22 protein-coding genes are annotated in these 25803 nt (G+C 50.8%); 6 read left to right on the forward strand and 16 right to left on the reverse strand.

Features of this window, described 5'->3' with window-relative positions; genetic code table 11:
- Window positions 1-67 precede the first annotated feature (67 nt).
- The 6 genes from GM557_RS05000 to GM557_RS05025 all read right to left on the reverse strand — a co-directional run bounded on the left by GM557_RS05000 (window position 68) and on the right by GM557_RS05025 (window position 5958).
- Window positions 68-310: an acyl carrier protein gene (locus tag GM557_RS05000; protein ID WP_099027300.1), complete on the reverse strand. Its 243-nt coding sequence runs from the start codon at window positions 308-310 to the stop codon at window positions 68-70.
- 129 nt (window positions 311-439) lie between these two features.
- Window positions 440-1183 (reverse strand): 3-oxoacyl-[acyl-carrier-protein] reductase, encoded by a 744-nt coding sequence (fabG, locus tag GM557_RS05005; protein WP_155573215.1) that lies wholly within the window; start codon window positions 1181-1183, stop codon window positions 440-442.
- Window positions 1184-1195: 12 nt separating this feature from the next.
- Window positions 1196-2140, reverse strand: a complete 945-nt coding sequence (gene fabD / locus GM557_RS05010; RefSeq protein WP_155573216.1) for an ACP S-malonyltransferase — start codon at window positions 2138-2140, stop codon at window positions 1196-1198.
- Window positions 2141-2167: 27 nt separating this feature from the next.
- Entirely contained in the window at window positions 2168-2893 is a 726-nt protein-coding gene (locus GM557_RS05015; protein WP_155573217.1) for a glycine betaine ABC transporter substrate-binding protein, read from the reverse strand.
- Window positions 2894-3014: 121 nt separating this feature from the next.
- Window positions 3015-5126 (reverse strand): M13 family metallopeptidase, encoded by a 2112-nt coding sequence (locus tag GM557_RS05020; protein WP_370513430.1) that lies wholly within the window; start codon window positions 5124-5126, stop codon window positions 3015-3017.
- Window positions 5127-5130: 4 nt separating this feature from the next.
- Entirely contained in the window at window positions 5131-5958 is an 828-nt protein-coding gene (locus GM557_RS05025) for an acyl-ACP desaturase (protein WP_155573218.1), read from the reverse strand.
- A gap of 122 nt (window positions 5959-6080) precedes the next feature.
- Between GM557_RS05025 and bioB the strand changes: the two genes are divergently transcribed.
- On the forward strand, window positions 6081-7064 hold the full coding sequence (gene bioB, locus GM557_RS05030; protein WP_155573219.1) for a biotin synthase BioB: 984 nt from the start codon (window positions 6081-6083) through the stop codon (window positions 7062-7064).
- 51 nt (window positions 7065-7115) lie between these two features.
- On the opposite strand, the gene GM557_RS05035 is transcribed toward bioB, so the two are convergent.
- The 5 genes from GM557_RS05035 to GM557_RS05055 are packed head-to-tail and all read right to left on the reverse strand — an operon-like array spanning window position 7116 to window position 12807.
- The gene (locus GM557_RS05035; RefSeq protein WP_155573220.1) at window positions 7116-7907 is read right to left on the reverse strand and encodes a hypothetical protein; all 792 of its coding nucleotides are present in this window, start codon (window positions 7905-7907) and stop codon (window positions 7116-7118) included.
- The gene (locus tag GM557_RS05040) at window positions 7904-8875 is read right to left on the reverse strand and encodes an MlaD family protein (RefSeq protein ID WP_230880598.1); all 972 of its coding nucleotides are present in this window, start codon (window positions 8873-8875) and stop codon (window positions 7904-7906) included. The genes GM557_RS05035 and GM557_RS05040 overlap by 4 nt, the downstream gene beginning before the upstream one ends.
- 7 nt (window positions 8876-8882) lie before the next feature.
- Complete coding sequence (locus tag GM557_RS05045; RefSeq protein WP_230880599.1) at window positions 8883-9617, reverse strand: ABC transporter ATP-binding protein; 735 nt, start codon at window positions 9615-9617, stop codon at window positions 8883-8885.
- A complete protein-coding gene (locus tag GM557_RS05050) occupies window positions 9617-10435 on the reverse strand; it encodes an ABC transporter permease (protein WP_155573221.1) in 819 nt (272 codons plus the stop codon). Before GM557_RS05050 ends, GM557_RS05045 begins: the two co-directional genes overlap by 1 nt.
- Window positions 10432-12807, reverse strand: coding sequence for an adenylate/guanylate cyclase domain-containing protein (locus GM557_RS05055; protein WP_155573222.1), 2376 nt, complete (start codon window positions 12805-12807; stop codon window positions 10432-10434). Before GM557_RS05055 ends, GM557_RS05050 begins: the two co-directional genes overlap by 4 nt.
- Window positions 12808-12906: 99 nt before the next feature.
- On the opposite strand from GM557_RS05055, the gene GM557_RS05060 reads away from it, so the two are divergent.
- Entirely contained in the window at window positions 12907-13761 is an 855-nt protein-coding gene (locus GM557_RS05060) for a folate-binding protein YgfZ (protein WP_155573223.1), read from the forward strand.
- The gene (hisI, locus tag GM557_RS05065; protein ID WP_155573224.1) at window positions 13742-14185 is read left to right on the forward strand and encodes a phosphoribosyl-AMP cyclohydrolase; all 444 of its coding nucleotides are present in this window, start codon (window positions 13742-13744) and stop codon (window positions 14183-14185) included. Before GM557_RS05060 ends, hisI begins: the two co-directional genes overlap by 20 nt.
- Window positions 14186-14241: 56 nt before the next feature.
- Here the strand turns inward: hisI and fghA are convergent, their stop codons facing one another.
- Together fghA and GM557_RS05075 are read right to left on the reverse strand one after the other, a co-directional pair.
- Window positions 14242-15093 (reverse strand): S-formylglutathione hydrolase, encoded by an 852-nt coding sequence (gene fghA / locus GM557_RS05070; RefSeq protein ID WP_155573225.1) that lies wholly within the window; start codon window positions 15091-15093, stop codon window positions 14242-14244.
- Window positions 15090-16211: an S-(hydroxymethyl)glutathione dehydrogenase/class III alcohol dehydrogenase gene (locus tag GM557_RS05075; protein ID WP_155573226.1), complete on the reverse strand. Its 1122-nt coding sequence runs from the start codon at window positions 16209-16211 to the stop codon at window positions 15090-15092. The genes fghA and GM557_RS05075 overlap by 4 nt, the downstream gene beginning before the upstream one ends.
- A 110-nt stretch (window positions 16212-16321) precedes the next feature.
- On the opposite strand from GM557_RS05075, the gene GM557_RS05080 reads away from it, so the two are divergent.
- The 3 genes from GM557_RS05080 (at window position 16322) to GM557_RS05090 (ending at window position 18741) form a co-directional block, all read left to right on the forward strand.
- Window positions 16322-17197, forward strand: coding sequence for a bestrophin family ion channel (locus GM557_RS05080; RefSeq protein ID WP_266137494.1), 876 nt, complete (start codon window positions 16322-16324; stop codon window positions 17195-17197).
- A 70-nt stretch (window positions 17198-17267) separates the two neighbouring features.
- A complete protein-coding gene (locus GM557_RS05085; protein WP_099027284.1) occupies window positions 17268-17858 on the forward strand; it encodes a CarD family transcriptional regulator in 591 nt (196 codons plus the stop codon).
- Window positions 17859-17940: 82 nt separating this feature from the next.
- Window positions 17941-18741 carry a glucose 1-dehydrogenase gene (locus tag GM557_RS05090; RefSeq protein ID WP_155573227.1) on the forward strand — a complete coding sequence of 267 codons (801 nt, stop codon included), beginning with the start codon at window positions 17941-17943 and terminating at the stop codon, window positions 18739-18741.
- A 72-nt stretch (window positions 18742-18813) separates the two neighbouring features.
- Here the strand turns inward: GM557_RS05090 and GM557_RS05095 are convergent, their stop codons facing one another.
- From GM557_RS05095 to GM557_RS05105, 3 genes are all read right to left on the reverse strand, one after another.
- Window positions 18814-19458 carry a YceI family protein gene (locus GM557_RS05095; RefSeq protein WP_155573228.1) on the reverse strand — a complete coding sequence of 215 codons (645 nt, stop codon included), beginning with the start codon at window positions 19456-19458 and terminating at the stop codon, window positions 18814-18816.
- Between the two features lie 72 nt (window positions 19459-19530).
- Window positions 19531-23709 (reverse strand): translocation/assembly module TamB domain-containing protein, encoded by a 4179-nt coding sequence (locus GM557_RS05100; RefSeq protein WP_155573229.1) that lies wholly within the window; start codon window positions 23707-23709, stop codon window positions 19531-19533.
- Window positions 23709-25760: an autotransporter assembly complex family protein gene (locus GM557_RS05105; protein ID WP_370513431.1), complete on the reverse strand. Its 2052-nt coding sequence runs from the start codon at window positions 25758-25760 to the stop codon at window positions 23709-23711. The genes GM557_RS05100 and GM557_RS05105 overlap by 1 nt, the downstream gene beginning before the upstream one ends.
- Between the last annotated feature and the right edge of the window lie 43 nt (window positions 25761-25803).

Genomic DNA, 25803 nt, shown 5'->3' on the forward strand with positions numbered 1-25803 from the left:
CTTCGCTCTTATGATGGCGGGGCGCGCTTTTGCACGCCCGTCCATCATTTTCCGTCACCTAGCTAGATCAGGCAGCTTTCTGCTTGCTGATATACTCAATCGCATCATTCACTGTTGCGATCTTCTCGGCGGCATCCTCAGGAATCTCAACGGAAAATGCTTCCTCAAAAGCCATCACAAGCTCAACTGTATCCAAGCTGTCAGCACCGAGATCATCGATGAAGGAAGCATCTGGCTTTACCTTATCTTCCTCAACACCCAAATGCTCGACAACAATCTTCTTCACCTTGTCAGCGATTTCGTTGCTCATCTGTCTTAAATCCTTACTACCCTAGTGGGTTTGTTTAAGCAAAAACCTGCCCGATTAGAAGCCATACTCTGAACCTTGTCAGGCAAAGCAGGGCGCGCTTAGCACGTTTTTTAGCAAACGCCAAACTTTTCAAACCATGGCCATCCCACCATTAACATGAAGTGTCGTACCCGTCACCCATCCAGCCTCATCAGAAGCGAGATAAACAACAGCGGCAGCTACATCTTCTGGCTTGCCCATACGCCCAAGTGGAATACTACCCAAGAGCTTCTCACGCACGGAGTCTGGCAAAGCATCTGTCATAGCGGTCTCGACAAAGCCCGGGGCTACAACATTAATCGTTACCCCACGACGCCCAGCCTCTTGGGCAAGAGATTTGCTCATCCCGACAAGGCCAGCCTTAGCCGCTGCGTAATTGGCCTGACCGGGATTACCAGTTGTCCCTACGATGGAGGAAATAGAAATAATCCGCCCGCTCCGCCGCCGTTGCATGCCCCTTAAGGCTGCACGGGCGAGGCGAAATGGACTCTCCAAATCCACCTTGAGCACCTGCGCCCAATCTTCATCTTTCATCCGTACTGCCAAAGTATCCCGCGTCAGACCGGCATTATTGACGAGAATATCCAAGGGCTGCCCCGCTGCCTCCTCTGCACGGCTGACAAGCTCATCTGCGGCTGTGGCATCAGAGAGGTTGGCTGTCACGATATGAACACGCCCTTGCCCTAGAGTCGCAGCGACCTCCTGCAAGGCCCCCTCACGCGTGCCACTAAGGACTACAATAGCACCGCGCTCATGTAGCTGGCGTGCAATGGCGGCACCAATCCCGCCAGATGCCCCCGTAATCAATGCCATTTTACCTGATAAAGAAAACATCACTTATTCCTCTTAAAACGTCTTCAACATCGCTTCAATTTCTGCCGGGGTCCCGGCATGGTCGGCTGATAAATCCGGTACGATGCGGCGTGCAAGCCCTGTCAGCACCTTACCAGCCCCTAGCTCATGCTGGTTTGTAATAGCTTTATCAGCCATAGCGAGAACCGTCTCCCGCCACCGTACACGTCCAGTTACTTGTTGCACTAATAAAGACCGAATCTCATCCGGTTGGGAGACGATCGCAGCAGTCACATTAGCGATGACCGGAATCTCTGCTGGATGAAGTTCTGCCTCTGCCAACGCTTCCTTCATCTCCTGCGCGGCTGGAGCCATCAGGGAAGAATGGAAGGGAGCGGATACCGGCAATTTGACAACGCGGCGGATACCCTGCGCTTTTGCTGCCTCCATAGCGCGCTCTATTGCCGCTATATGGCCAGAAAGAACAATCTGACCACCGCCATTGTCATTAGCAATTTCTAACACGTCCCCTTTGGCACATTCGGCACAAATATTTTGTGCTACATCTGGCTCTACACCTAGGAGAGCAGCCATACCGCCTTGCCCAACAGGGACTGCGCGTTGCATAGCTTGCCCACGCAACCGTAAAAGACGTGCGCCCTCGCTAATCCCCATAACACCAGCGGCGGTTAAAGCGGCATATTCCCCTAAAGAATGGCCTGCTAGCACTGCAGCTTTCTCTTTAAGGACAAACCCACCCTCATGTTCCAAAACACGCACAACGGCCATAGAGACGGCAAATAACGCGGGTTGGGTATTTTCTGTTGCTGTAAGCTCTGCAGCATCCCCCTCGAACATCAACCGAGACAGATTGAAGCTAAGAGCCTCGTCCACTTCCTCAAAAACAGCGCGGGCAACGGGGAAGGCCTTATGAAGCTCCGCCCCCATCCCGACAGATTGACTCCCCTGACCGGGGAAAACAAATGCCTGACCTGTCATATTCACTCTCTCCAAACTACTAGATTATTACCGAGGAATCAGCCGGCCACGCTGCCATGATTCAGCGGCCTCCTCCGGCCCCATACCATCAACGCTCACTGCATAATCCAAAGCACTCATTACCTTATTACTGAGCATCATGATGGATAATTCATCCAACATATCCTCATCCACCTCATCGCGCAGTCCTTTACGCAAAACCAGCCGTGCAGTTTGCTCCTGCCCCGCTAAGAGGTCTCCCCCCGGTAGCTCGACCAACATATCGGTATGGAAGATAGCGTGAGGCTGCCATAGAGCAATCAATGGGCATTCCCCCGCTTCTTCTGCCTGCTTTACACGCTCTAAAACAGCCTCCGGGGCTAGAACCTCTAGGGGCAATTCTTTAAGCTCCGGCCGGGTTTCCATAACTTTTTCAAGATAAGGCTGCGCTGCTGCGGTGCTCAGCAAGGAGGTAAACTCCCCCACTGTCCAATTCGCCCCTTTCCCTGCTTTTTTAAGAGCAGAAAGCTTGAGTTCTGGATGATATAAACTGCCGAGAATCTCATGACCATGAGCTAACAAAGCCTCATCCTGCGGGAACCATGCTGAGACAAGAATATCAACACGCCCCTCATCCAACGCAGCTAAGCGTTCATCTGCGCTTAAATCCGCATAGGCGACATCCTCACCATTCGCCTCGATAACACGGGCCACGCCACTAGCACAGGCAGCATGTAACGCCGTGTAGAGATGACCAATAGTGAGATATGACATAGAAAACTGCCTTACGTTTATAAAAGATGCCTTGGGATAGCTATAGCCTACCCCTTTGTGAAGCCCTTAGCTCTGTTTTCCCACCCGCTAAAGGCCTCTATAAAAGATTTGCTCCTAGGAGCTACCAGATTTTAACGCGCTCTTGCGGTGGTAGGTAAAGCGCATCTCCCGCATGAACTGCAAAAGCTTTATACCAGAGGTCGATATTATGAGCGGGCATATTCACCCGGCTACGCGCTGGTGCATGCTCGTTCGATAAGACCTGACGCCGCAGCGCATCGGGGCGGTCCTTCTCGCGCCATACCTGCGCCCAGCCTAGGAACACACGCTGGTCCCCTGTCCAGCCATGCAATGGTTGGTCATCCTTACCGTGAAGGCTATTATGATAGGCTTGGAGGGCAAGATTCAGCCCGCCAAGGTCTGCAATATTCTCCCCCATGGTCATCGTGCCATTTACATGCAGCCCCGGTAGAACTTCTTGGGCGTCATATTGCGCCCCGAGCCGTTTTGCTCGTGCCTCAAAAGCCCGTGAAGATGCTTGGCTCCACCAATCATGCAAACGGCCATGCTCATCATAATGGCGGCCTTGGTCATCAAAACCATGGCTCATCTCATGGCCAATAACGCCGCCAATCCCACCATAATTCACCGCCATATCGCCTTTAGGGTCAAAAAAGGGCGGTTGAAGAATGGCTGCGGGGAAGACAATTTCGTTCTTTACCGGGTCATTATAGGCATTGACGGTTTGTGGCGTCATATCCCATTCGTCCCGGTCCACGGGGCGGTCAAGCTGATGAAGGCGATGCTGCCAATTAAACGCCGTTGCGCGTGAAGCATTGCCATACACATCCCCCGCTCGGACCTCCAAAGCGGAATAATCCCACCATTTCCGCGGGTAGCCAACCTGCATAGCGAAATGATCCAACTTTACCAACGCAGCTTTACGCGTGGGGCTGTCCATCCAGTCATTATGCTCTAGTCGCCAGCGGAAGGCGGTTTTTAGCTCATTAACAAGGTTGGTGATGCGCTCTTTGGCTTCTGGAGGGAAATAATGCTGCACATAAAGCCGTCCTAAAGCCCAACCCATTGCCGTGTTTGTGACACGCACAGCCCGCTTCCAACGGACTGGCTGTTGCGTAATACCGCTTAGCGTACGACCATTAAAAGCAAAGGACGCATCGGAGATATCATGGGACAGATAGGGGGCAGCATTATCGGCGAGATGAAATGCCAGCCATGCCCGCAATGTTGTGCTCTCTGTCCCTGCAATAATCTGCGCCATCGCCGCAATTGAGTGAGGCTCCCGCACATCAATCACACGCTCTGCTAAACCACGCTCCGGCAGCCCCATAGAGCGTAAGTAGGTCATCCAATCTATAGAGGGTGCGAGAGTGATGAGCTCTTTCACCTTCATCGGGTTGAACATTTTTAACGGGTCACGCGTTTGATCCCGTGGTGTCTCAACCTTCGCGAGGGCTGTCTCTAACTCTATAATAGCAGCGGCGTTATGCTCTGGCTCCGGCCATTGAATAAGCTTGAGCATTTGCAAGATATAAGCCTGATATGCTTGCTTTTGCGGGGCTAATTTAGGATTTGTATAATAGCTAATGTCAGGCAAGCCCAAGCCACCGCTAATGCCAATACTCATCCCTTGGTCCAGCATTAACATATACCGGGTTGGGTCTGCTTGGTCTTGCTCAATATCCAATGCAAAAGGACTAAACGATAAGGAGCCTGCCGCTGCTCCAAAGAGATGAGCAAAGGAAGGCGCATCTTTTGCAGCTTGGATTTGTGCTAACTCATCATGCAAAGGGGTTATCCCTTGTGCATCCACAGCGGCTTGGTCCAAATAGCTATGGTAAAAGATAGCAAGCTTATTTTGCTCATCATTCTTCCCTGAAGGCGATAAAGACTCCAATAAGCTCCGCTGCCGCGCTTGGGATAACTCAAATAGAATATGAAACGGCCCATAGCTACTCATATCATCGGGAATATGCAGCTGCGTGATGTAACGCCCATTAGCGTAGGTGAAGAAATCTTGCCCCGGTGGGGTGGTTGGGTCCATGCCCTCTTGGTCAAACCCCCAGCTATTTTGGTAAGGCTGAATAGATGATGCAGGCTCTTGAGCAAGGCTAGGCGTTACAACCCCACCCATAAATCCAGCCCCCATCATCATGAGGATGCTGCCCTGCTTTAATAATTTACGCAATGATAGAGCGTTAACTTTCATCATACCCTCAAGCCTGTTGTGCTAAATAGCGCGCGTAGGATTTCTGCTTCCATGCAATAATTTTATGGAACAGCTTTGCTAACCATGCCTGCATCTTGGAATGTGGTGTCAAACCAGAAGTTTTGAGAATCATTGCCGTTACACGGTCCAGATGCTTCTGCTGATAAAAAGACAAAGCACGCGCCATATAAGCCGCGATGAAGTCTTTATGATTATAATGTGCGTCACCGCGCGTATTTGTGATGTAATAAGCTGTGGCTAATTCATCATCTTCACTTTCCATCACGCGGCTAAGGGCAATCCTCAACCGGAACCAACGGCCTAATTTTTCACGGTCTAAATAACGGTGCATATTGTCATAAAAGAGCTTGAAATGCCGGTATTCGTCGGCGGCTATTTGTTTGCAGACGGCCTTTAAAACGGGTTCATCTGTCGCATCGGCTAACGCGGTGTAAAAGGAGGATGTCCCCGTCTCCACCATACAACGCGCAATCAACTCGCCCGTGCGTGAGCCACGGATGGAGGATGAAACGTCCGTATCGATTTTATAAGCTTCACGGTAGTGGTTAAAAGCCTCAACATAATCCCAACTAGGATCTGCCAGCATGGCCCATTTACCTAATGCATCGCCATGTTGGACTTCTTCTTCAGCCCAATTCTCTGCAGCATCACGAAAACCTGAATCATCATGAAAGACATTGCGGAGGTAAATTGTGTAATCCCGTGCGTTACGCTCCACAACGGAGGCAGCCTTTACCAAGGCCAGAATGTCTGGGTTCACTTTTGTGGCATCAAAAGCATCCCAATCCATTTGGTCGATCTGCCAATGTTTCATACAACCACACTCCTTATAGCCGTGATGATGCCGTAACCTTCATACATTTAGCACACTTTTCAGATGGCATAGCGCGCTCGTTTTGGATAGGTGTAGACAGCTAACTAGGAGAGAAAAGCTTAATGACTGAACAACCCTGCCCTGTGCCGCACGCCCCTCGCCTTCGGCATGATTGGACACGAGAGGAGGCAGAAGCCCTATTAGCCCTGCCCTTCCCCGAGTTAATCTTCCAAGCGCAACAGGCACATCGTCAGTTTTTTGACCCTACCAAAGTGCAGATATCGACTCTACTCTCCATCAAGAGTGGGGGCTGCCCAGAGGATTGCGCCTACTGCCCACAAAGTGCCCATCACGAGAAGCGCATGGAGGCAGAAAAACTCATGCCGTTAGAGCGCGTTATCGCTGATGCCAAACGCTCTAAAGAGGCTGGGGCAGGCCGGTTTTGTATGGGAGCCGCCTGGCGCGCACCTAAAGACCGCGACCTTGATGCCGTTTGCCGCATGGTAGAGGAGGTAAAAGCTTTGGGCCTTGAGACATGCCTAACCATTGGGATGCTCACCCCTAGCCAGTCTGCACGGTTAAAGGATGCCGGGTTGGATTATTACAACCATAACCTTGATACGTCCGAGGATTTTTACGGTAAGATTATCACCACACGCACCTACCAAGAGCGTTTGGATACGCTGGCGAATGTGCGTGATGCGGGGATTAAAATCTGTTGTGGCGGGATTATCGGCATGGGCGAAGATAGCCAAGACCGTGCCGGTTTGCTCACCACCTTAGCGAATCTTCCCACTCACCCTGAAAGTGTGCCGATTAATCTCCTAGTCCGTGTGGAAGGCACCCCTTTAGCGGATGAGACCACAGTGGACCCGATTACTTTTGCTCGCGTCATTGCAACAGCACGCATTATGATGCCTGCAAGCCATGTTCGCCTTGCCGCAGGGCGTGAGTCCATGTCCGAATCCACACATGCACTCTGTTTCCTCGCGGGGGCCAACTCTATCTTCTGGGGTGAGAAACTGCTCACGACACCCAACCCCGCCCAAAACCGTGATACCGAACTCTTGGCCATGCTAGGCATGACGCCTATGGTTCATGCCTAATAGTTTCAAACAGGCTCCCATTCTTACGCGGGAGCCTGTTTTCTAACGCATTTACGGGGTGGAGTGTGTTTTCTGACTATCCACTGCTTGCTGAAGGAGGTCACGGGCGGCGTCATCCTGCCCCATCGCGCGCAAAGCTTGGGCCCGCATCCTAAGAGCGCGCCGCATCGACTCGTAATGCAATGCCTCCTCCCGGATTTGGGCAAGATTATGGGCATCATCCGCAGCGCGCTGCCATTGTTGGTCCATCAATTCACGATGAATGAGCAGCTCTTTCATGTTGGCTTGGTCACGCCCATCATGGCTTTTAGAAAGGAAGGCGATAGCGTCATCCATATGTGAGGGATCACGTAATTCAGCCGCATCTAATCCTGCAAGAGCATAGGCTTCCGCTTGGGTAGCACCCTCTAGGCTTTGTTTAGCGCGTTCCGCCTCTGCGAAAGAGGCCTGCCATTGTTTTTGCTCATAAAACACACTGGCACGAATGAGATGTAAATCTGCTTGCTGCGCGTCTGTCCATCCTCGCACAGTAAGAGCTTGCGTGATATGTTGCAGCGTTGCAAGGCAATCTTGAAACAACTTCAAACGCAGTTCGCTCAACGCAAGGTTAAAGCCTGCATCATGAATAGCCTGTGCATTATTAGCCATAAAAGCACGGTCCAGCGCGGCCCTATATTGCTGTCGTGCAGGCTTTAGATGCTCTAGGTCGAATACACTATTACCGACATCCATCAAACTTTCATAACGCGGGTCATGCCAGCCCTTTGGGTTTCCTCCACCAAAGCAGCCTGAGAGCATCCCCGCTATGCATATAAGGGAACATGCAAGAACCCCCACCTTCATGGCTTCACCTCCCGCGCGGGAAGCCGGCGTGTATGATGTTTTTTACTGCTCCCGTGCCCCCCAAGGAACCACAAGCCACGCAGCTGCTCACTCAACTGTCGCAAACTCTCTGCGGTAGCTTCTGCCTCAGCCAAAACGGCGGGGAGTTGCTCTGTAGCCTCTGCCACATTACGCACTGTCCGATTAACATCGGGAACGGAGGTTTTTAAGCCGTTTGTCATATTGTTCACATTCTTCATCGTCCCATTAGCTTCATCTAATGTGATCTGAAGTTTACGCTCTAACGGCTGCACATTCTCGATCGCTTGGTTTAGGCTAATAAGAATGGCATTAATATGATTCGCTGTTTCCTCCCTTGTAAGGAGAGCACCGGCTGTACCCTTCCCTGCATGTAGGTCTGTCATAATATCGCGCGCTTGCTTCGTAATATCCTGAACATTGCTCATCGCAGGGAGAAGACTTGCCCGTAAATCCGTTAAGGTTTGGATGATCATATCCGCTGGGTTAGGATCAATATTGGTGTTAAGGACCGCGTACCCCCAATTTAACGGCTGGCCCTGCCCGCGTGTAATCTCAATATATCCAGCACCGGTTACAACAAGGCGTCTCTTAATGGTGGCAATGCTATCACTACGAATATAACGCTCAAAATGCGGCTCAATCGTCCCTTCAGCATACATCCGGCCAGACTCATTGAGGTCTAGCTTGCGTATTTCCCCAACACGAACCCCCATGACTTCAATATCATTATTAACGGCCAGACCTGCAACGCCACTTTCAGGCAAGACAAAATGAATCCGCCCAGCAGGGGTTAGCCATTGTTTAAGCAAACCAGCCTCTACCAAGGTTGCTGTTAAAATAACAATCGCAATTAAAACCAGCAGCCCTACCCACTCATCCACAAAAGTGCTTCGGAATAACGGAGCTGATAAACCTGTCTGGCGGCGCAAACGCAGGGAACGCATCATTTATCTCTCACTTTAAGAGTCCATTATCACCAAGACGAAAGCATTGCATACCCTGCTGAAGATAGCCAGACCATGCAGAACGCTCCGCCCCCACCCATATGACGGCACAGCCTCGCTCTCTTGCGGCTGTCAACTCGGTAAAAAACGCATTATAAAGCTCAACCGGTGCGGTAAGACTGACGGGATTTTCCAATAAAAGCAAGGAGGGGTTATTCATAAAAGCCCGCACATATTCTGCCCTTTTTCTATCAAGAGCAGAAAGCTTCTCGGGGAGCTGTGTTGGCAAACCCGGCAAACCAAATGATTGACATAATTTAACAGCCTCCCCCACTAATCTATCATAAGGGGCACGGCTATGATGCAAGCTCGGCCATAAGATATTGAGGTGCATTTCATAAAGGTCAATCCAGCCACTCTCAACTGTGATGCGCCCTATACGACCGCGCAAGGCATTGGCTCGCCGCTCATCCAGCTCCGCCCAATCTAACCCCATACAGCTGACAGCACCGCGCCTTTTCCCCGTTGCAGGGTCCTCTTTAACAGGCAAAATGCCAGCACAGAAATCTGCAAATTGGGCTGAACGGAACTCATCACGACACTCTACAAAGACACATTCGCCCGGCTCGACAAAGAGATTATATTTTACCGGTGGAAGGCCTGTTGAATCTGATGAAGGGACGGCTTCATCCAATTTTAAGATGAAGTCATAATCGCGCCCCATTCCGGTAAGGGTATTATCCATCAAAGACTCCCCAAAATAACGTCAATGAGGACATTAATCACCAAAATGGACATAATCCCCCGTGAGAAGCCGCGTGGCATTAATGTCGCCAAATTATCCTCTGCAGTCACATCAATACCTGACAGGCAACAACATAGCCCAACAGTGGAACCACTAAGTAAAAACTTTAAAGGGATACCAATATAATCCACCAACTGCATGCTATTTACGACTTCAAAAAGGAAAGACCAAATAGATACGGTGACAATTCCCTTCGCCCAGCATGCCACATAGCCAGTGGCCAGGGCCATTGCTCCAAACAAAGTCCCTAATGTCACCCCCCCAACAGTCATGGCGATTGTGCGCGGTACAACAAAGATAAGGAACGGGTCCATCCCCATACCGCTGAGGGTATTAAGCCGCCCTCCTTTTGTTAAATTACCCATTTCCGTCAGCATCAACATGCCAGAGCGACCTAGCAGAATGACCCCCACTAAAATGGGAGCTATTTCCCGCAGCAAGATACTGGACAAAAGGCCGCCTGTCATCTGAGACATACCGGCAAAACCTAGCCAATAAACAGCTTGGGAAACCAAGCCAAACCCGGTCAAACACGCCACAACAACAACGCTAAAAAATCCACCGCCTATTAACTGGCGCAAGCTTCGGCGGAACTCAATCATTACAGTTCGCCGCCACGCGCTAGGGCGGAGAACCGTATAAAGCACCCCCCATCCTCCCCCAATTACAATGAGGAAAAAGCGTGGGAGGGAACGAGAAAAACGCCCTAAAAAAGCAAGGCCAATATGTAAGATGGAAAAGCGTTCAGAAAAGTTCATGTTTTATCTGTCGCTCCTATATCCCCCTTACCGGCGAGGATATAGCTATTGGCAATGCCACTCCCCGGTAAGAAGAACTCCCCTCTCAAGCGGAATAGGAAGACCCCTTGCAGCACTTGATAGGCACGGTCCGACACTTGAATCTGCCCGCCATCTGGCACGTTATGGGCCAAAGCCCCGGCCATGGTTAGCCCTTCCCCCCAGAGGTTGAAGACGTCACGTTTCTGCCCTAACCGCGCTACAAGGACTGCGCCAACATCAATCCCGATACGGAACATAAGCCGCGTATTAGTTTGTGAAATCGTCATCAAGCATGCTTCGCGGATACCAATCGCTGCATCAGCTATATTAGCTGCCCCCTCGGAATCCGCAGTTTGAGAACAACTCCCTAGAAAAATAAATCGATTCCCCGCCACTTGTACTGAGAACAACTTATGTTCACGCGCAATAGCTTGGATCTTATCGGTCAACTCACTGACCAAATCCAACATCACACGCGCCGCATCATGATTGGCGGAATACGCCTCGGAGAACTCCAAGACCATAATAGGTACACTTGGATATAACCCTGATTCTGGGAGATCATTTGGATGATGTTCCTCCTCCCCAGAACGCAGGAGGAAGCCTTCGATAATCCGCATTGGCGGCCTAGATTGCGTTGCTGATGCTTGCTGTGCCACAGAAGGCGGCAGGGGAGACGCTTCTTGCGTGTGTTTATCTTCCTCTTGAGCCTGACTAAAACGCACCGCCAAAATAGAGGCTACTAACGTCATCACTCGCTCGGATTCCGTAATCTGGTTTGGGTCCTCCACCATAATAGCCCCAACGAGGTGATGTTCCTCTAAGATAGGAAGCAAAACAAGATGGTGCGTATCAATCATACGCATCACAACACGTTGCACACTCTGAAGACGAGGATCATCTTCTGCATTTGGCACATCGATGAGATGTCCGTCCTCTAAGCACTCAAACAAGCCGGGATGACCCATCTTTGTTAGCTCCATACCGAGACGATGGGCGTTGCGTTCCCGGTCGAACATATCTTCACAAAGAAGGCGATTACCATCAGATAAAAGCCGCCAAATACTAACACGCCGCGCCACAGACCTGTCGGCTAAAGCCTCACATAAATAAGGCTGCTCTTTACTGGGGTCTAACAAGCCCGTGGTGTTAATAATTTTGAGGAGGATGATATTATCTTCTTTTCTCTCCGTTGCAAAAGACCCTAACTTCTTCTGTAAGTTTTCAACACGACGCCCTTGATAAATAAGCCCCGCGGCCAAAACTAAAGCCAAACCAACGATAATAATGGAGAAGTAAAGTGTTTGATGCTTCACAACTTGTGTAAAATTAGCAAAATCATTCTCAGGAGCATTAAGTAAAAGCACCCAAGAGCGTTTTGCTAAAGGCATAGCTGCGGCAATTGTTACATAATTTAACCCACGCGTATGAACCAGACCAGAACCATCCCCCATAACGCGGAAGACATCTAACGCACGTACAAAAACAGGTTGTGTTTTAGGGTCTAGCCTCACATTAGCAGCATCAAAGCCGGGCTTGCCAATGTCAGCCATATTATGGCCCGCGATGACATGACCATCTAAATCGACAATAACGGCCTGCCCACTTTTACCGACTTTAAGGCTGTTTACAAACTTAGTAAGCTGATTAAGGGAAATATTAATTGCAAAAACAATCTTATGTCCATCCAATGCTTGGAAAGCCAAAGACGCTGTTACAATAAATTGACGTGTTGAAAGATGCAAATATGGTGCCGTCCAGAATAAACGGCGATCAGGCGTTCTACTTTCACGCTCTACAGCCTTTTTATACCAAAGCCGTAAGCGAGGGTCGTATCCTTCAGCCGAAAAACGATCTGTCGAGATAAAGCGACCATCTTTATCCGTGACTTTATGACGATAATAGGGAGCACCGTCCTCCATTTGCATGGTTGTTTCTTCATAATCATCATCTCGCCGGCTCGTCATCCAAAAATGACCTTGGTCATCCGCGAGATAAAAGCTATCGACATGCGGCATATCACGCAGGACGGAACGACCAAGGGTCATGAAGGTTGCGACATTTTGTTTCTGGTCGTCACCTGTCAGCATATTGCTAGCCATAAAGGAGATCCCCGTAGCGGGGGAGAGATAATGGCTGACCTCCTCGGTAATGTAGCGTTGTTGGCTACGCAGCAAGTTGCGCGATAGGGTAATCGCCCCTTCCCGCATGGTGCGATATGTGTAGAGCGTCACCATCGCGATGGTCACAATGACCAAAATAACGCCCAAAATCGGCCCAATAAATTGGAAGAGCTGCCACCGCCGCCCTGTGGTATCAATAGCGGGGTCAACGATTTCATCTGTCAGCAAAGCTTAAAAATCCCCTCTAATCGTCCAGAACGCGAAGATGATCTCTTGTATCTCACCCCTAAATGGGGCGAAACTCCCCACACCTAAGATTTCACTATCATGCGGACACTGATGAAGCGCAACCATCTTTCTCACCGTTCTGTCATTTCATTAACAGGAAATGAACGCGCAAGCTTTCTCCAAGGGCTTATCACTAATGATGTCCTCACTCTGCCACCACAACAAAGTTGCTGGGCGGCCCTCCTTAATGCACAAGGCCGTATAGAATCGCTCTTCTTTCTCTGGAAGACAGAAGACGCTCTCTATCTCGACATTACTGCCGCGCAGGCTGAAAGCATCATTAAAACACTCAAGCGGTTTCGCCTCCGGGCTGATGTGCAGATAGACCTAACAGAGTATGGCATCCTAACAGGTACGCCAGAAGATGCCCCCCCAGAACACACCCTCATCACCGTGACAGACCCGCGGCACCCTAGCCTTGGATGGCGGGCCATATGTCCCCCCTCTATCATCACGACACCTCATCACGACACGACATTAGCCTCTTTGGAACATCGCCTGACAATTGGTGTCCCTGATGATGCGGACATCATACCCGGCCAAACGCTCGTATTAGAAGCGAATATGGATTATTTGCATGGTGTCTCGTGGGAGAAAGGCTGTTACCTCGGCCAAGAAGTCACCGCTCGTACCCATTATCGTGGGCTTATCAAAAAGCGGATTTTGCCGATTTCATCACGAGATGGAACACCCTTCCCTGCTGATGCAGCTATCACGCTTGATGGGCAAGAGGTAGGCGAACTCCGCTCCTATAACGGATCTCACGGTCTTGCTCTGCTCCATCGCCGTGCTTGGGAGGCGACTAACCTTATGCTCGGACCATGCCCCATCACACTTAATTGGCCAGATTGGCTACCTCGTGAGGAGATGAAACATGACACAGCAGGACAATAAAGTGGAATGGGCCCCTATAGCCACGCCTATTTTGACAGAGCTTTTGGGAAAAGTCCGCTTTAATGAGCAAGGGCTTATCAGTGCCATTGCTCAAGATGAGAGCAGAAACGTCCTTATGCTCGCCTGGATGAATCGAGAGGCCCTGGCAGAAACACTCACAACGGGCCGGGTATGTTATTATTCACGCAGCCGCAAAACACTCTGGCGTAAAGGGGAAAGCTCTGGCCAAGTGCAGCATCTTCTTGCCGCTACGCTAGATTGTGATTTGGATTGTCTCTTGCTGACTGTAAGACAAAAAGGTGTGGCCTGCCATACAGGGCGGCGTAGCTGTTTTTATAACGCCCTTACCCCTACCGGCCTCATAGAACTTACCGAGCCAGACATCACACCAGATGCCCTTTATGGGGCAAAAACATCATCATAAAAGGAAAATCCCCTTCCTCTTATACAACAGGAAGGGGATTTTTTATAATAAGGACCTTACAGCAAGCCTTTAGCATGATGAGCGAGGTGATCTTTCACAAAGCTTTGCACAAACCAATAGGAATGGTCATAGCCTTTATGGCGGCGTAGCATGAGAGCTTGGCCTGCCTTCGCGGCCGCTTCCTCCAACAAATCAGGGCGTAAGCGGTCGAGGAACTCATCATCTGTACCCTGATCAACCAGCAAAGGCCCGGGATGAGTCTTCCCTGCGGCTAAAAGTAAACAAGGGTCATATTGCCCCCATTCAGCCTCATAGCCCCCAAAATAAGCCTTTGTGACTTTCTGGCCCCATTCGACGCGCGCAGGGGCAGAAATAGGCGCAAAAGCGGAGACCGTTTGCCAAGCAGAGGCATCCCCCAACGCAATGGCTAACGCTCCCATCCCGCCCATAGAATGGCCCATAATGCCACGGCATCCCGCTTTAAGGGGGAAATGGGCTTCCATCAAAGCAGGAAGCTCTTTGCAGATATAGGAGCCCATACGATAATGAGCTGCCCAAGGGTCCGCAGTGGCGTCCAGATAATAACCAGCCGCTGTCCCTAGGTCGTAAGCCTCATCTTCCCCCGCGACATCTGCGCCACGTGGAGAAGTATCAGGCGCAATAAGGGCCAAGCCATGCGCTGCCGCATAGCGGATGGCATTGCTTTTAATCAAAAACGTATCTTGGTCGCATGTCAGCCCAGCCAGACAATACACAGCCGGGACAGCCGCACCCGCCACGGCACTTTCTGGGAGGAAAAGATTAACCCGCGCTGGCAAGCCTAGCTCACGGGATTGATGGGAGAGGAAGCGTACTTCCCCCCCACAACATGCATGGCTCTCAAGAAGTGTGAAAGGATTTGCCGTCATAATCTGTAATTCACGACATTACGAATCCCTTCGCCGCGCCCCATCATGTCAAAACCTTTATTGATGTCCTCTAGCTTCATCTCATGGGTGATGAGGTCATCAATATTGATGCGTCCTTCCATGTACCAATCAACAATTTTGGGCACATCCGTCCGGCCACGCGCCCCCCCAAAGGCGGAACCAATCCAACGCCGACCTGTCACAAGCTGGAAGGGACGCGTGCTAATTTCTTCCCCCGCACCGGCAACACCAATCACGCAGGAAACACCCCAACCGCGATGGGCACTCTCTAGGGCCTGACGCATGAGGCTAACATTACCCACACATTCGAACGTATAATCCGCCCCACCATTGGTCAGCTCAATTAAGTGCGCAACAAGGTCACCCTTCTCACCAAGCTCTTTAGGATTCACAAAATCTGTCATCCCAAACTTACGGGCAATGGCCTCACGCTCTGGGTTCACATCAATACCGATGATGCGGTTTGCCCCGACCATTTTAGCCCCTTGGATGACATTCAGCCCAATACCGCCAAGGCCAAACACAGCCACGGTGGAGCCTGCTTCAACCTTCGCCGTAAATAATACCGCGCCGATACCCGTGGTCACACCGCAGCCAATATAGCAAACTTTATCAAACGGTGCGTCAGAGCGAATCTTTGCCAAAGCAATCTCCGGCATGACCGTGAAATTAGCAAAGGTAGAGCAGCCCATATAATGATGAACAGGCTTCCCTTTATAGGAAAAACGTGTCGTCCCATCAGGCATAAGGCCCTTGCCCTGTGTGCTGCGGATAGACGTGCACAGATTCGTCTTACGAGAGAGGCAAGACGGACATTCCCGACATTCCGGCGTGTAAAGAGGAATGACGTGATCGCCGGGTCTCAGATGCTTCACACCTGCGCCTACCTCACGCACAATCCCTGCACCCTCATGCCCCAAGATAGAGGGGAACAGCCCCTCCGGGTCTTTACCGGAGAGTGTATATTTATCCGTATGGCATAGCCCGGTAGCCATCAGCTCTACCAAAACTTCCCCTTCGCGAGGGCCTTCAAGCTGAACAGTATCGACAACCAGCGGTTGTCCTGCCTCTAAAGCGATTGCAGCGCGAACATCCATTGCGTAATTACCTTGTTTCCACAGTTTCTGTTATCTGGATTGTGCCACAGAATGAGCGGGCTTCAAGCCCTGATGTCATCACTGCTAATTTATGTGAGGATTCTGCCCCCGTGATCATCAAACGCCGGTACGGCTTCTCCATATTATTTAAGGAAATTATCCCCCCTCTCGTTATCCTGACAGGATGGGATTGCGTGGTTGTGATTCTCTTCCAAATCTTCCATCAGGAATGGATGGAGCAACCTGCCTTACCCTTCTCCCTGATGGGGTCGGCTTTAGCTATCTTCCTCGGTATCCGCAATAATGCTGCTTATGCGCGCTGGTGGGAGGGACGTACCTTATGGGGCTCTGTCACCAATAATTGCCGCTCTTTTGGCCGTGAGGTCGACTCCCTTCTCGGCGGAGCACCGGATCTTGCACGGGCTATGGCAGCCTATCCTTATATCCTCAAATCTTCCCTCAGTAATAATGAACCTGATGCTGTCATTCGCACATTGCTAGATGAAGATACCTATAACTTTGTATTTTCATGCGGCAATCCAGCCAATGCATTGCTTTATAAGCTGGGTCAGTCTGTCCGCCATCTTGTTATAGAACGTAATGTTGATGGTGCTGTTCATGGAACAGTGGATCGCATCCTCTCCGACCTTGCCAATGCACAAGGGGGGTTAGAGCGTATTCGTAATACACCATTACCGATTCAATATTCGATGCTACCGAATATCGTTACGCATTTATTTTGTATCTTACTTCCGCTTTCGGCTGTACAAACCTTAGGGTGGATTACTCCCTTAGGCTCCAGCATTATCGGGGTGCTCTTCCAAATGCTTGATAGAAGCGGGCGCAACCTGCAAGAACCCTTCCGCGATAGCCCTCATGCTCTACCTATGCTGACTATTAGCCGCACGATTGAGCGTGATTTGCTCCAACCCTTGGGGCAAAAGCCCCACCCCATGCCCACCCCACAATTTGGGCGTGTGCCGTAATAACGGTATAAAAAGATTAACCAGTGCGTAAAAACAAGACAACTTCCTCTTTTTCTGGTAGGGTCGCTACATGAACAACAGCTTCAGAATGCCCCATAAGGGTGGTGTCACTGACGAGATGGCCCGCGCCGCCGCCGAGCACACTGCCCGTCAGAAAGACCCTGAGCAGGAAAAGAATCCTTTCCGCGAGGGAGACGCTATCGTTTACGCAGCCCATGGTGTTGGCCGGGTTGACCGCATCGGCGAAGAAGAAATCGCTGATACGAAGATCGAAATGATTCAGATTTCCTTCCCCGGCAATCAAATGACTTTGCGCATCCCACTGGCTAAGGCGCGCAAATCCGGCTTGCGTAAAATTGCAACGCGCGAGATTGTCGATAAAGCCATGGCTGTGGTCAAAGGTAAGCCCCATGTTAGCCGTGGTATGTGGGCGCGTCGTGCTGTAGCGTATCAAGAGAAGATTAACTCTGGCGATCTCGTCCAAATCGCCGAAGTACTGCGCGACCTCCGCCGCAATGTCGATAGTTTGGATGGTAGCTTCTCTGAGCGGAAACTTTTTGAAGCCGCACAGGAACGCTTTGTTGCAGAGCTTGCCGTGTTGGAAAATAAAGACCCCGGCAAAGTTTTGGATGACCTTACCCAAACGATGAAAAACGCTTGATTTTCCTCTCCCTCTCCCACAGGATTCCTGCTGGGAGGGGTTTTCCTTCCCACAACCCTAACGGGAAAGGTTTGAGGTTTATATGTCCACAAATCCATCAAAACGTTTTAAAGGGCAGAAGGTCCTCATCACTGGGGCATCTCAGGGAATTGGTGAGGCTGCTGCACAATATTTTGCCAAAGAAGGGGCCCGCGTTGCTATTAATGGCCGTAAAGAAGATAAGTTACGGGCCGTTTTAGAGACATTGCCTAAAGTCGAGGCAGGTGAACACGTCATCGCTACAGGTGATATTTCACATGAGGAGACAGTCCAAAAGCTCTTTAAAGAGAGTATTGAGACCATGGGCGGCTTGGATGTACTCATTTGCAATGCCGGGTATCAAATCCCTTCCCCTTCTGAAGATGTCAAATTGGCGGATTTTGAAGGTGTATTATCCGTTAATGTCACAGGGGTGATGCTCTGCTGCCGCGAAGCCCTGCGCTATTGGCTAAAACACGGGATTAAAGGGAGGGTTGTTGTCAACTCCTCCGTGCATCAATTAATCCCTAAGCCCCATTATCTAGGTTATTCTGCCTCTAAAGGGGCAGTCGATAATATGGTGCGTACATTAGCGTTGGAATATGCCTCCCGCGGCATCCGCGTTAACGCTGTCGCCCCCGGTGCTATTGTGACACCAATCAACGATTCATGGGTAAAAGACCCTGAGCAATATAAAGCCGTTGCCAGCCATATCCCTATGAAACGACCGGGTGAAAGCCAAGAAATTGCCGATGCTATGGGCTTCCTCGCTTCTGAGGAAAGCAGCTACATTACAGGGCAGACGCTCTATGTCGATGGGGGGTTAACCCTCTTTGGGGATTTTGAGAAGAACTGGTCTTCCTAATCCCTTACCCTAGGGTCTATGGAGGATGGTTTTCGTCAAGCGGCCATCCTCCGCAGCATCTAACTATAACTATTAATCGTCTTGATCTTTGGAGGCAGGCTGTACAGCCTGCCGCTCAAACGCACCAGCAATCCGCAATTCTACTTCATCGCTAATATATGGGACGAACATTTTAATCCCAAACTCACTCCGTTTGATGGTCCCTGTTGCGTCAAAGCCCACTGTGTATTGTTTATCCAGCATATTAACACCCGCCCCAATAAAATGAACATGCAAGGTCTCTGGGCGTGTTATCCCATGCAGGGTCAAGTTACCCGTTACAAGGGCATCATTAGGCCCTGTTTGCTTCACACTTACGGAGACAAACTCCGCCTTAGGGAATTGCGCGGCCCCTAGCCATGCGTCACTTTTCAATTCTTCTGTCAGTTTGCTGCTGGTTGTTTGGACAGAGGCAATGGGGAGAGACACTGTTAGACTAGAGGATTCAGGCTGCCGAGGGTCCAAAATAAGGGTACCAGACGCCCCAGAAAACAACCCCTCATAAACAGTAAAGCCCAGATGCAAAACTGAGAAACTAACCTGTGTATGGAGAGGCTCGACCCTATAATACCCCCCTTGGATTGCCGCTGACTCACCGCTTACTTGGGCGAAAGCCGCTACCGGTGCGGCGCATGTTAATGCCATTGCGGCAAGAAGACTACGAGAGGTCAACAACATACCAAGGTCACCCTTTTTAGGACTGTAGAAACATAAATGTATAATTCTCTATCATCTTTACAGAGATGTCCCTTAATAATCTATCCCATAAGAAAGTCCAATGCTGGAGCCGGGGTCATTTTCTGGCGTGGTAAAGCCCGTCACTTGCCCGCCTGTACCAATAGTCGTGTTAAGTTGAAGCCTTTTTGTAAGGTCTACTTTTACCTGTGCTTGCGTCCCTTTACTGGAAAGCCCTTCCCTTGCGCCAACATAAACACGTTTTGTAATATATTTGCCAGCTTCCAAACTCGTACCGCCATTACCAACGCTACTCCCCCCACCTATAGCAAGATGATCTAACCCTAGGCCATTCCTCACCTTACTCATGGGATCAAAAGCCGAGCCACCCCCAATCTGCACAACCGCCACCCCCAAAGATGCTAATTGAGCAGGCGATAAGGAGCTACGCTTTGTCCCAAAAAGCAAAATCGATAATACCTCATCGCGCGGTAATTGAGGGTTAGAAACAAACTCAAACTTTGGCTCACTCGCATAACCACGAACGAGCAAACTCGCTAATGTGCCATCCGCATTACGATCAGCGCGAAAATCTATTGTCGGATCTAATTTATGCACTGCACTAGCCCCAGAAAAACCAATTTCCCCCCGCGTAAAATTAAGATTAATCCCCGCTAAGTTAAAATTACCCTGCTTGAGGGAAATCCCCCCCGTCACAACGGGGGCCATACTCAACCCTCCAATATGTAATTTCCCCTGCATTTCAGCAAAAAGCCCATGCCCACGCACAAATAATGCCCCCGGGGACATGACATTAACATTCAAGCCAATAATCATCTTGGGCGGTGGCTTAACTGGCGTCTTGGTTTGTTCTGGTGTAATAATCTCTAGTTGCGGCACAGAGGCCGGCATGGAATCCGGTATCGTGATGGCTGCCTCTGGGATAGTAACATCCCCCTCTACATCCAACCGTGTTGCCACTTGGCCATAAATATGAAGCCGACTATCTATCCGCTCGGTCAATAAATCACTTTGAACTGGCTGCGCCTTATCCATGGTAAAATAGACATCCACCGGCAGACCGGGTTGTAACGCGCCAATCTGCCCCGTTACCCCTAAAGAGCCTTGCCCTGCGCGCGCGGTAAAATGCTCGATTGTGAGGCGATCGCCCTGCGCTTTGATGAGGCCATCTCCTGCCTCAACATGCACACCATCGGCATATTCCTCGAACGAGCCATTATGTAATTGAATTGACCCTGTAAGCTGCGGCTGTTTGAGAAGGCCATTTACGCCAAGGTCTAAGTCCAACTGTCCCCCGGCCCCCATACCATCAGCCCCTAAAAACGCATTGGCAATGGAAAGGTCCGCTCGTCCTTTTGCGGCTACAGCAAATTGTCCCGTAGGAGATAATGGCACCTTCCCTGAAAGTATGAAGACCAACGGCTCCCCCGCACGGAATGTCGTATGAAGGAGTGCCTGCGTCCCGGCTAAATCGGCCTCTATATGCAGTTGCCCCGCCGGTAAGGAAGCTGTCGCAGCACTGATGAAGCGAAGACCGCGCCCCTCCATCGTAAACCGTCCGGTAGGAGAGGCTAATGTGCCACGTAGTTTTGCCGCCGCAGAGACATCCCCCTCCGCCTGTAAAGCCGGTAGAAACGGTGCGGCTAGCGCGGGGGTGATATGCTCCAATCGCGCTTCAAGAACCAGATTTGGCTTTATCGTCCCGTTGAGGAAAACACGCCCAGCCACGCCATGAGGCGGGCTAAGCTCTACCGCCATATGTTCCACGGCGAGGTCCGCCCCATAACGCACAATGGCAGGGGCTGTTAATTTGAATCTATCGCCCTTTATAGACGCTAACGCCCTATCCACTCTAACGCTGTGCTCTGGTAGATGGAGCTGTGCGGCGGCATCAAACCGCGCAGGCGCGTGCATAACATTTTCAAACGCTCCACGGGCTTGCACATCCAACGCTGTTTGCGGCCCTTTGAGAGAAAGCTGTGCCGCCCCCGTTATTTCTTTAAACCGCACCCCTGTAAGATGCAGATTCATCACCACATTAGGATCCTGCGTTATATTATGTAAATCAGCCTGCAAATGCGCTGCCTTAACGGCATAATCTTTCATGAAGGCCTGACCATCAAGCGCAATCTGCATATGGTCATGCGCCGTATTTTCCATACCCACATGGAGATGCCCCGTAAGGGATTGGCCAATTAAGCGGCTAAATATATCCAATCGCGGCACATTAAGCATGACCTCCCCTTGCGGAACCATCGTCCCCGCTGGGAGCAACAAAGAGGCACGCCCCTGCGCGTCTTTCCACGCTAATTTATGGAGATCTGCTTTTATCGTCCCATCGCTCGCACGCTCAAATTGTGTATCTACAATAAGAGGTGCGCGATCCAACATGCCCTCTATATGTAACATCCCTTGAGGATGAGAAGGCAGATGCGCCACATCCGCCGTCATCTCCAACGGGGCTACAGGGAGGGAGGCTGAAGGATGAACAACGCCCAACGCCCCCGCAAGACGGGTATGGACTGCCATATCATCCAAAGGCCCTTGCAGCTCTGCCTGCAAGGCTGCATGGCCCCGCAAGACTTTGTGCAAAGCTTCTAAATCCGGCAATGATAGCTTTACAGAAGAAGATAAATGCCTCTTTGCATCAAGCTGCCCCTCTCCCTCTAGCTGAAAGCCACACCCTGTTAGAGCTGCCTGCTTTATGAGGAAGGCACCATCATTTTGCTGTGCAAGATGGAACGTAAGGGTGCCTTTCGGCCCGATGAGAGCCATAAGAGGCGGAGGGCCTTTGTCTATACCAAATTGCCCCCCTAACGCCGCGGATAATGCTCCGCTTTGCCGTAAGGGTACGGTAAAATCCCCCAATAAATGCGCTGTCCCCTCGACCTTCTGCCCCATAAGGGCTGTGAGGTCTGGTAGTTTGTCTATAGCAAGCTGCACATGGCCAGAAAGCTGGTTCTCTACCTTCCCCGTAACATCTAACGCCATAGCCTCATGCTTGATATGAATCTGATACGGCTTTCCCTCTTGCTGGGGTGCAAGCATGGCCTCTATCGTCAGAGGTGCTGAAGCCAAAAGGGACGAAGCCTTACCCGGCACGCTAATCCCATCAAAACGAGCGGATAAAGCGAGATGATCTGCCCCTCCGCCCACTATCTTTTGACGGAAGGTTGTATCATCTAAAGCAGCGGCTAGGCTGTTTCCTTGCCCTTCAAATTGTACGGACATATGCCCAATACCCGCACCTGCGGCGAGCAAACCCGCCCCTTCTAACTTAACCGTGCCATAAGGTGCGCGGAGCGGGCCGTGAAGCTCCGCCTCCATCATCAAGCTCTCCCACCCCAAACCGGGGCGCAAGGTCATAGCCGGAGCATTGAGGGAAAAATGCAGGTCATGTGTATATTGGATGAGGTTTAGCTTGCCCCTCAATATAACTGCCAGCGGTGTGGCCTGATGGATCATCGCCGCTTGTATGTCCAAATTGGTCTTTAAGGCCTCATAAGGACCCTCCGCCGTAACATCAATCGACAACGGGTCTAGCACACCAACCGTTCCCGGCATGGCGGCAAAACCATTTACGGATTCATCATAATGCACATTGCTCATCATCTGATGACGGTCCATCCGAAAGTGCAAGCGCAAATACGCTGGGTTATCTAACCGCTTCATGAACAAATGGAGCTGCATAGGCGGCGCATCTGCAAAAGAGATGGGCTTAGAGAATGCACTCACATCCTTTATCTGCATATCACCAGACAGCTGCATAGACACTGCTTGCCCCATCACAGATGGGCCGAGTGTCAAACGCGGTATAGCTAGCTTATCAAGCCGCACACCCCATGCTGGCAGGCCTGTCGAAGGATGAGATGATGGAGGTGATGGTGGGAAAACGGGGTTACGCTTATAATCAAGCGTCTCAGCAGCGATCGTGCGTACACGGATGGTTTTTCCCAGCAGATCGAATAAACTTAGACGCAGCTCTAGCCCACGCCCTTCCAACCAAATGCCTTGCTGGTCTTTCAAAACAATATGCGCCAAAGAGAAATGCCACGGCAAAACGCTTTGCATCCCCTCTATCGCCACCATCCCACCCGTCCAATTTGGGACTTTATGCTCAATAAAACGCTTCGTTGGGGGCAAATTGATGCCTATGAGAGCAACAATCACCACACAATCCAGCACAATACCTACATAGGCACTATAACGGAGAAACCTACGCCAAAAGAGCATCAAAATGTCTCCCCCAACCCTAAATAAAGTTCCCACCGGTCTCCCCGTTCAGCCCGATGAAGCGGGAAGGCGACATCCACACGCACAGGGCCTATGGGCGTAAAATACCGCACACCACCACCATACCCAACCCGTAGCTTACCATGCGCAGGGATAGAGCCTGAACTTACCTGACCTGCATCAACAAACCCAACTACCCCCAGATTCTTAGGCAGTCTTTGACGAAACTCCACAGTCCCTGCATCCATAGCTGTGCCACCAATCGCATATTTTGTATGTTGATATTGCGGCCCAACCCCTTGATACCGATAACCACGAACAGAGCCCGGTCCCCCGGCATAGAGCCTTTGGTCTGGTGGTAAATGCCATGTCGTTGCCCCTTGTACGGACCCAACCATTGCACGCAGGGCAATAACACTATTCCCCGGTTTGGTTAGCCCTAGATGGGTAAGGTCAAAATATGTGGAGGCCTGTGCATTCATAGGGATAAAAAAGGAGGTTTGATGCTCTAGCGATAAAGAAGGCGTCACCCCAATAGAGGCTTTCACACCATGAGTTGCTGGTTCAATCGGATTGGAGCGATGGGTGCCGTCATAATCCAACTGAAGGGGAAGAGACGCGATGAAATATTCCGCCTTATGGCCAAATTGCCGAATATGCTCTTGTTCCACCGTAGCCCCTATACTGCCTGAAAGGTCCTTCCCTAACGGACGAGACACCCCACCATGAAGCAAGAAGGCCGTTTGTCCATAGGAATAAAGGAGCTGTCGAATCCCCTCCAACCGCACATTAAGCGTCTGACTACGTTTGAGAAAATCAGGCTTTGTAAAATCGACATAAGCGTCATAGCCCACACCTTGTTGTGCCGTACCGCCCAGCCCGGTTGCCAAAGCCGCAACACGCAACTGCTCCCCATTCCCCAAAAGGTTGCGATGCAGCCACGAAACACCTGCTCGCCCGCCAAGGTCAGTCGAATACCCAACATCGCCAGTGATACGATGGCGTTTGCCTTCATCAAAATCAAAGCTGAGAGGCAATGCCCCCTCTGCCCCAGCGGGTAAGGGAGGAGCTTTCCCTTTTTTATCAACCTTCCCTTTTGCTGAAGCCCCTTGAGGGGGCAAAGGCAGGACATAATCCGCATTACGTTGTTGGATGGAGGAAAATAGACCTGTACTCCCTAAATCCAATCGTGCTTGCTCAATAGCAGAGGGTTGATAAAGCTGCCCCTCTTTTAACGCTAAACGCCGCCTTACATATCGCTCCTTAACGCGCTTTAGCCCCTCCAACGCGATAGGGCCGACAATCAATTTGGGCCCGCGTTTCATCTTGATATAAACGTCAATCTGATGATTCGGCCGCAACATCGCTTGGGGGGTCTGTACGTCTGCAAGGCCATACCCTTCCTCTTGCAGAAAATGAGAAAGCCGCCCTTGCGCTGCTAAAATATCCCCTGCAATGGCCGGTTGCCCTTCTTGCACTCCCATACTCTTACGCTCTGCTTCAGAGAGGCTAGGCTCTTTATCCTTCGCAAGCCCCTCCGCAGGCGTGGCCGCTAAGGGAGTAATAACAATCTGTCCTATCGTAAATTGTATGCCCGGTTCTGCTTGGATGCGCACCTGAACCTTATCGTCTGCTTCAGCCTCATTAAGAAAAGAAGCGAGGTCAGGAGCGGTCCCCTCAAGAGTTTTGCCATGCAGGGACACGCGCACCACAACACGCCCTGCATAATATCCACGCGACTGCAACGCCCCTTGCAAACGCGCATAATCCCCCCTTATGCGCCCTGCTAACGCATAAGGCCCCACATGCCGCGTTTTTTGCAAACTCACAAGCTGAGAGGCCGCTGCCATATTATCGCTAATGGTTGTATCATCTGTTTGAGCAATATCGACCTCATAAGCGACGCCCTTTTTGGGAAGGGCCTGCACCTTAGGGAGGCTGTCATTTTGTTCTGCGGCAAAAAGATGCGTTGGTACGATGAGAGAGGCTATACACAGCACTCTCCTAACACCGCACAGTTTTTTATTGATGCCCTCAGTCAAACGCTGCACACCACCATAGACGAGACTGCCCTCCCTTTATCGCACCCACTGG

The organism is Bombella sp. ESL0385 (genome assembly GCF_009725755.1).
GTDB lineage: Bacteria > Pseudomonadota > Alphaproteobacteria > Acetobacterales > Acetobacteraceae > Bombella > Bombella pollinis.

Bases quoted from the DNA above. Each gene is read 5' to 3' on its own strand.
- GM557_RS05000 (WP_099027300.1), bottom strand. From the start codon at position 310: ATGAGCAACGAAATCGCTGACAAGGTGAAGAAGATTGTTGTCGAGCAT.
- fabG (WP_155573215.1), bottom strand. From the start codon at position 1,183: ATGTTTTCTTTATCAGGTAAAATGGCATTGATTACGGGGGCATCTGGC.
- fabD (WP_155573216.1), bottom strand. From the start codon at position 2,140: ATGACAGGTCAGGCATTTGTTTTCCCCGGTCAGGGGAGTCAATCTGTC.
- GM557_RS05015 (WP_155573217.1), bottom strand. From the start codon at position 2,893: ATGTCATATCTCACTATTGGTCATCTCTACACGGCGTTACATGCTGCC.
- GM557_RS05020 (WP_370513430.1), bottom strand. From the start codon at position 5,126: ATGATGAAAGTTAACGCTCTATCATTGCGTAAATTATTAAAGCAGGGC.
- GM557_RS05025 (WP_155573218.1), bottom strand. From the start codon at position 5,958: ATGAAACATTGGCAGATCGACCAAATGGATTGGGATGCTTTTGATGCC.
- bioB (WP_155573219.1), top strand. From the start codon at position 6,081: ATGACTGAACAACCCTGCCCTGTGCCGCACGCCCCTCGCCTTCGGCAT.
- GM557_RS05035 (WP_155573220.1), bottom strand. From the start codon at position 7,907: ATGAAGGTGGGGGTTCTTGCATGTTCCCTTATATGCATAGCGGGGATG.
- GM557_RS05040 (WP_230880598.1), bottom strand. From the start codon at position 8,875: ATGATGCGTTCCCTGCGTTTGCGCCGCCAGACAGGTTTATCAGCTCCG.
- GM557_RS05045 (WP_230880599.1), bottom strand. From the start codon at position 9,617: ATGGATAATACCCTTACCGGAATGGGGCGCGATTATGACTTCATCTTA.
- GM557_RS05050 (WP_155573221.1), bottom strand. From the start codon at position 10,435: ATGAACTTTTCTGAACGCTTTTCCATCTTACATATTGGCCTTGCTTTT.
- GM557_RS05060 (WP_155573223.1), top strand. From the start codon at position 12,907: ATGCGGACACTGATGAAGCGCAACCATCTTTCTCACCGTTCTGTCATT.
- hisI (WP_155573224.1), top strand. From the start codon at position 13,742: ATGACACAGCAGGACAATAAAGTGGAATGGGCCCCTATAGCCACGCCT.
- fghA (WP_155573225.1), bottom strand. From the start codon at position 15,093: ATGACGGCAAATCCTTTCACACTTCTTGAGAGCCATGCATGTTGTGGG.
- GM557_RS05075 (WP_155573226.1), bottom strand. From the start codon at position 16,211: ATGGATGTTCGCGCTGCAATCGCTTTAGAGGCAGGACAACCGCTGGTT.
- GM557_RS05085 (WP_099027284.1), top strand. From the start codon at position 17,268: ATGAACAACAGCTTCAGAATGCCCCATAAGGGTGGTGTCACTGACGAG.
- GM557_RS05090 (WP_155573227.1), top strand. From the start codon at position 17,941: ATGTCCACAAATCCATCAAAACGTTTTAAAGGGCAGAAGGTCCTCATC.
- GM557_RS05095 (WP_155573228.1), bottom strand. From the start codon at position 19,458: ATGTTGTTGACCTCTCGTAGTCTTCTTGCCGCAATGGCATTAACATGC.
- GM557_RS05100 (WP_155573229.1), bottom strand. From the start codon at position 23,709: ATGCTCTTTTGGCGTAGGTTTCTCCGTTATAGTGCCTATGTAGGTATT.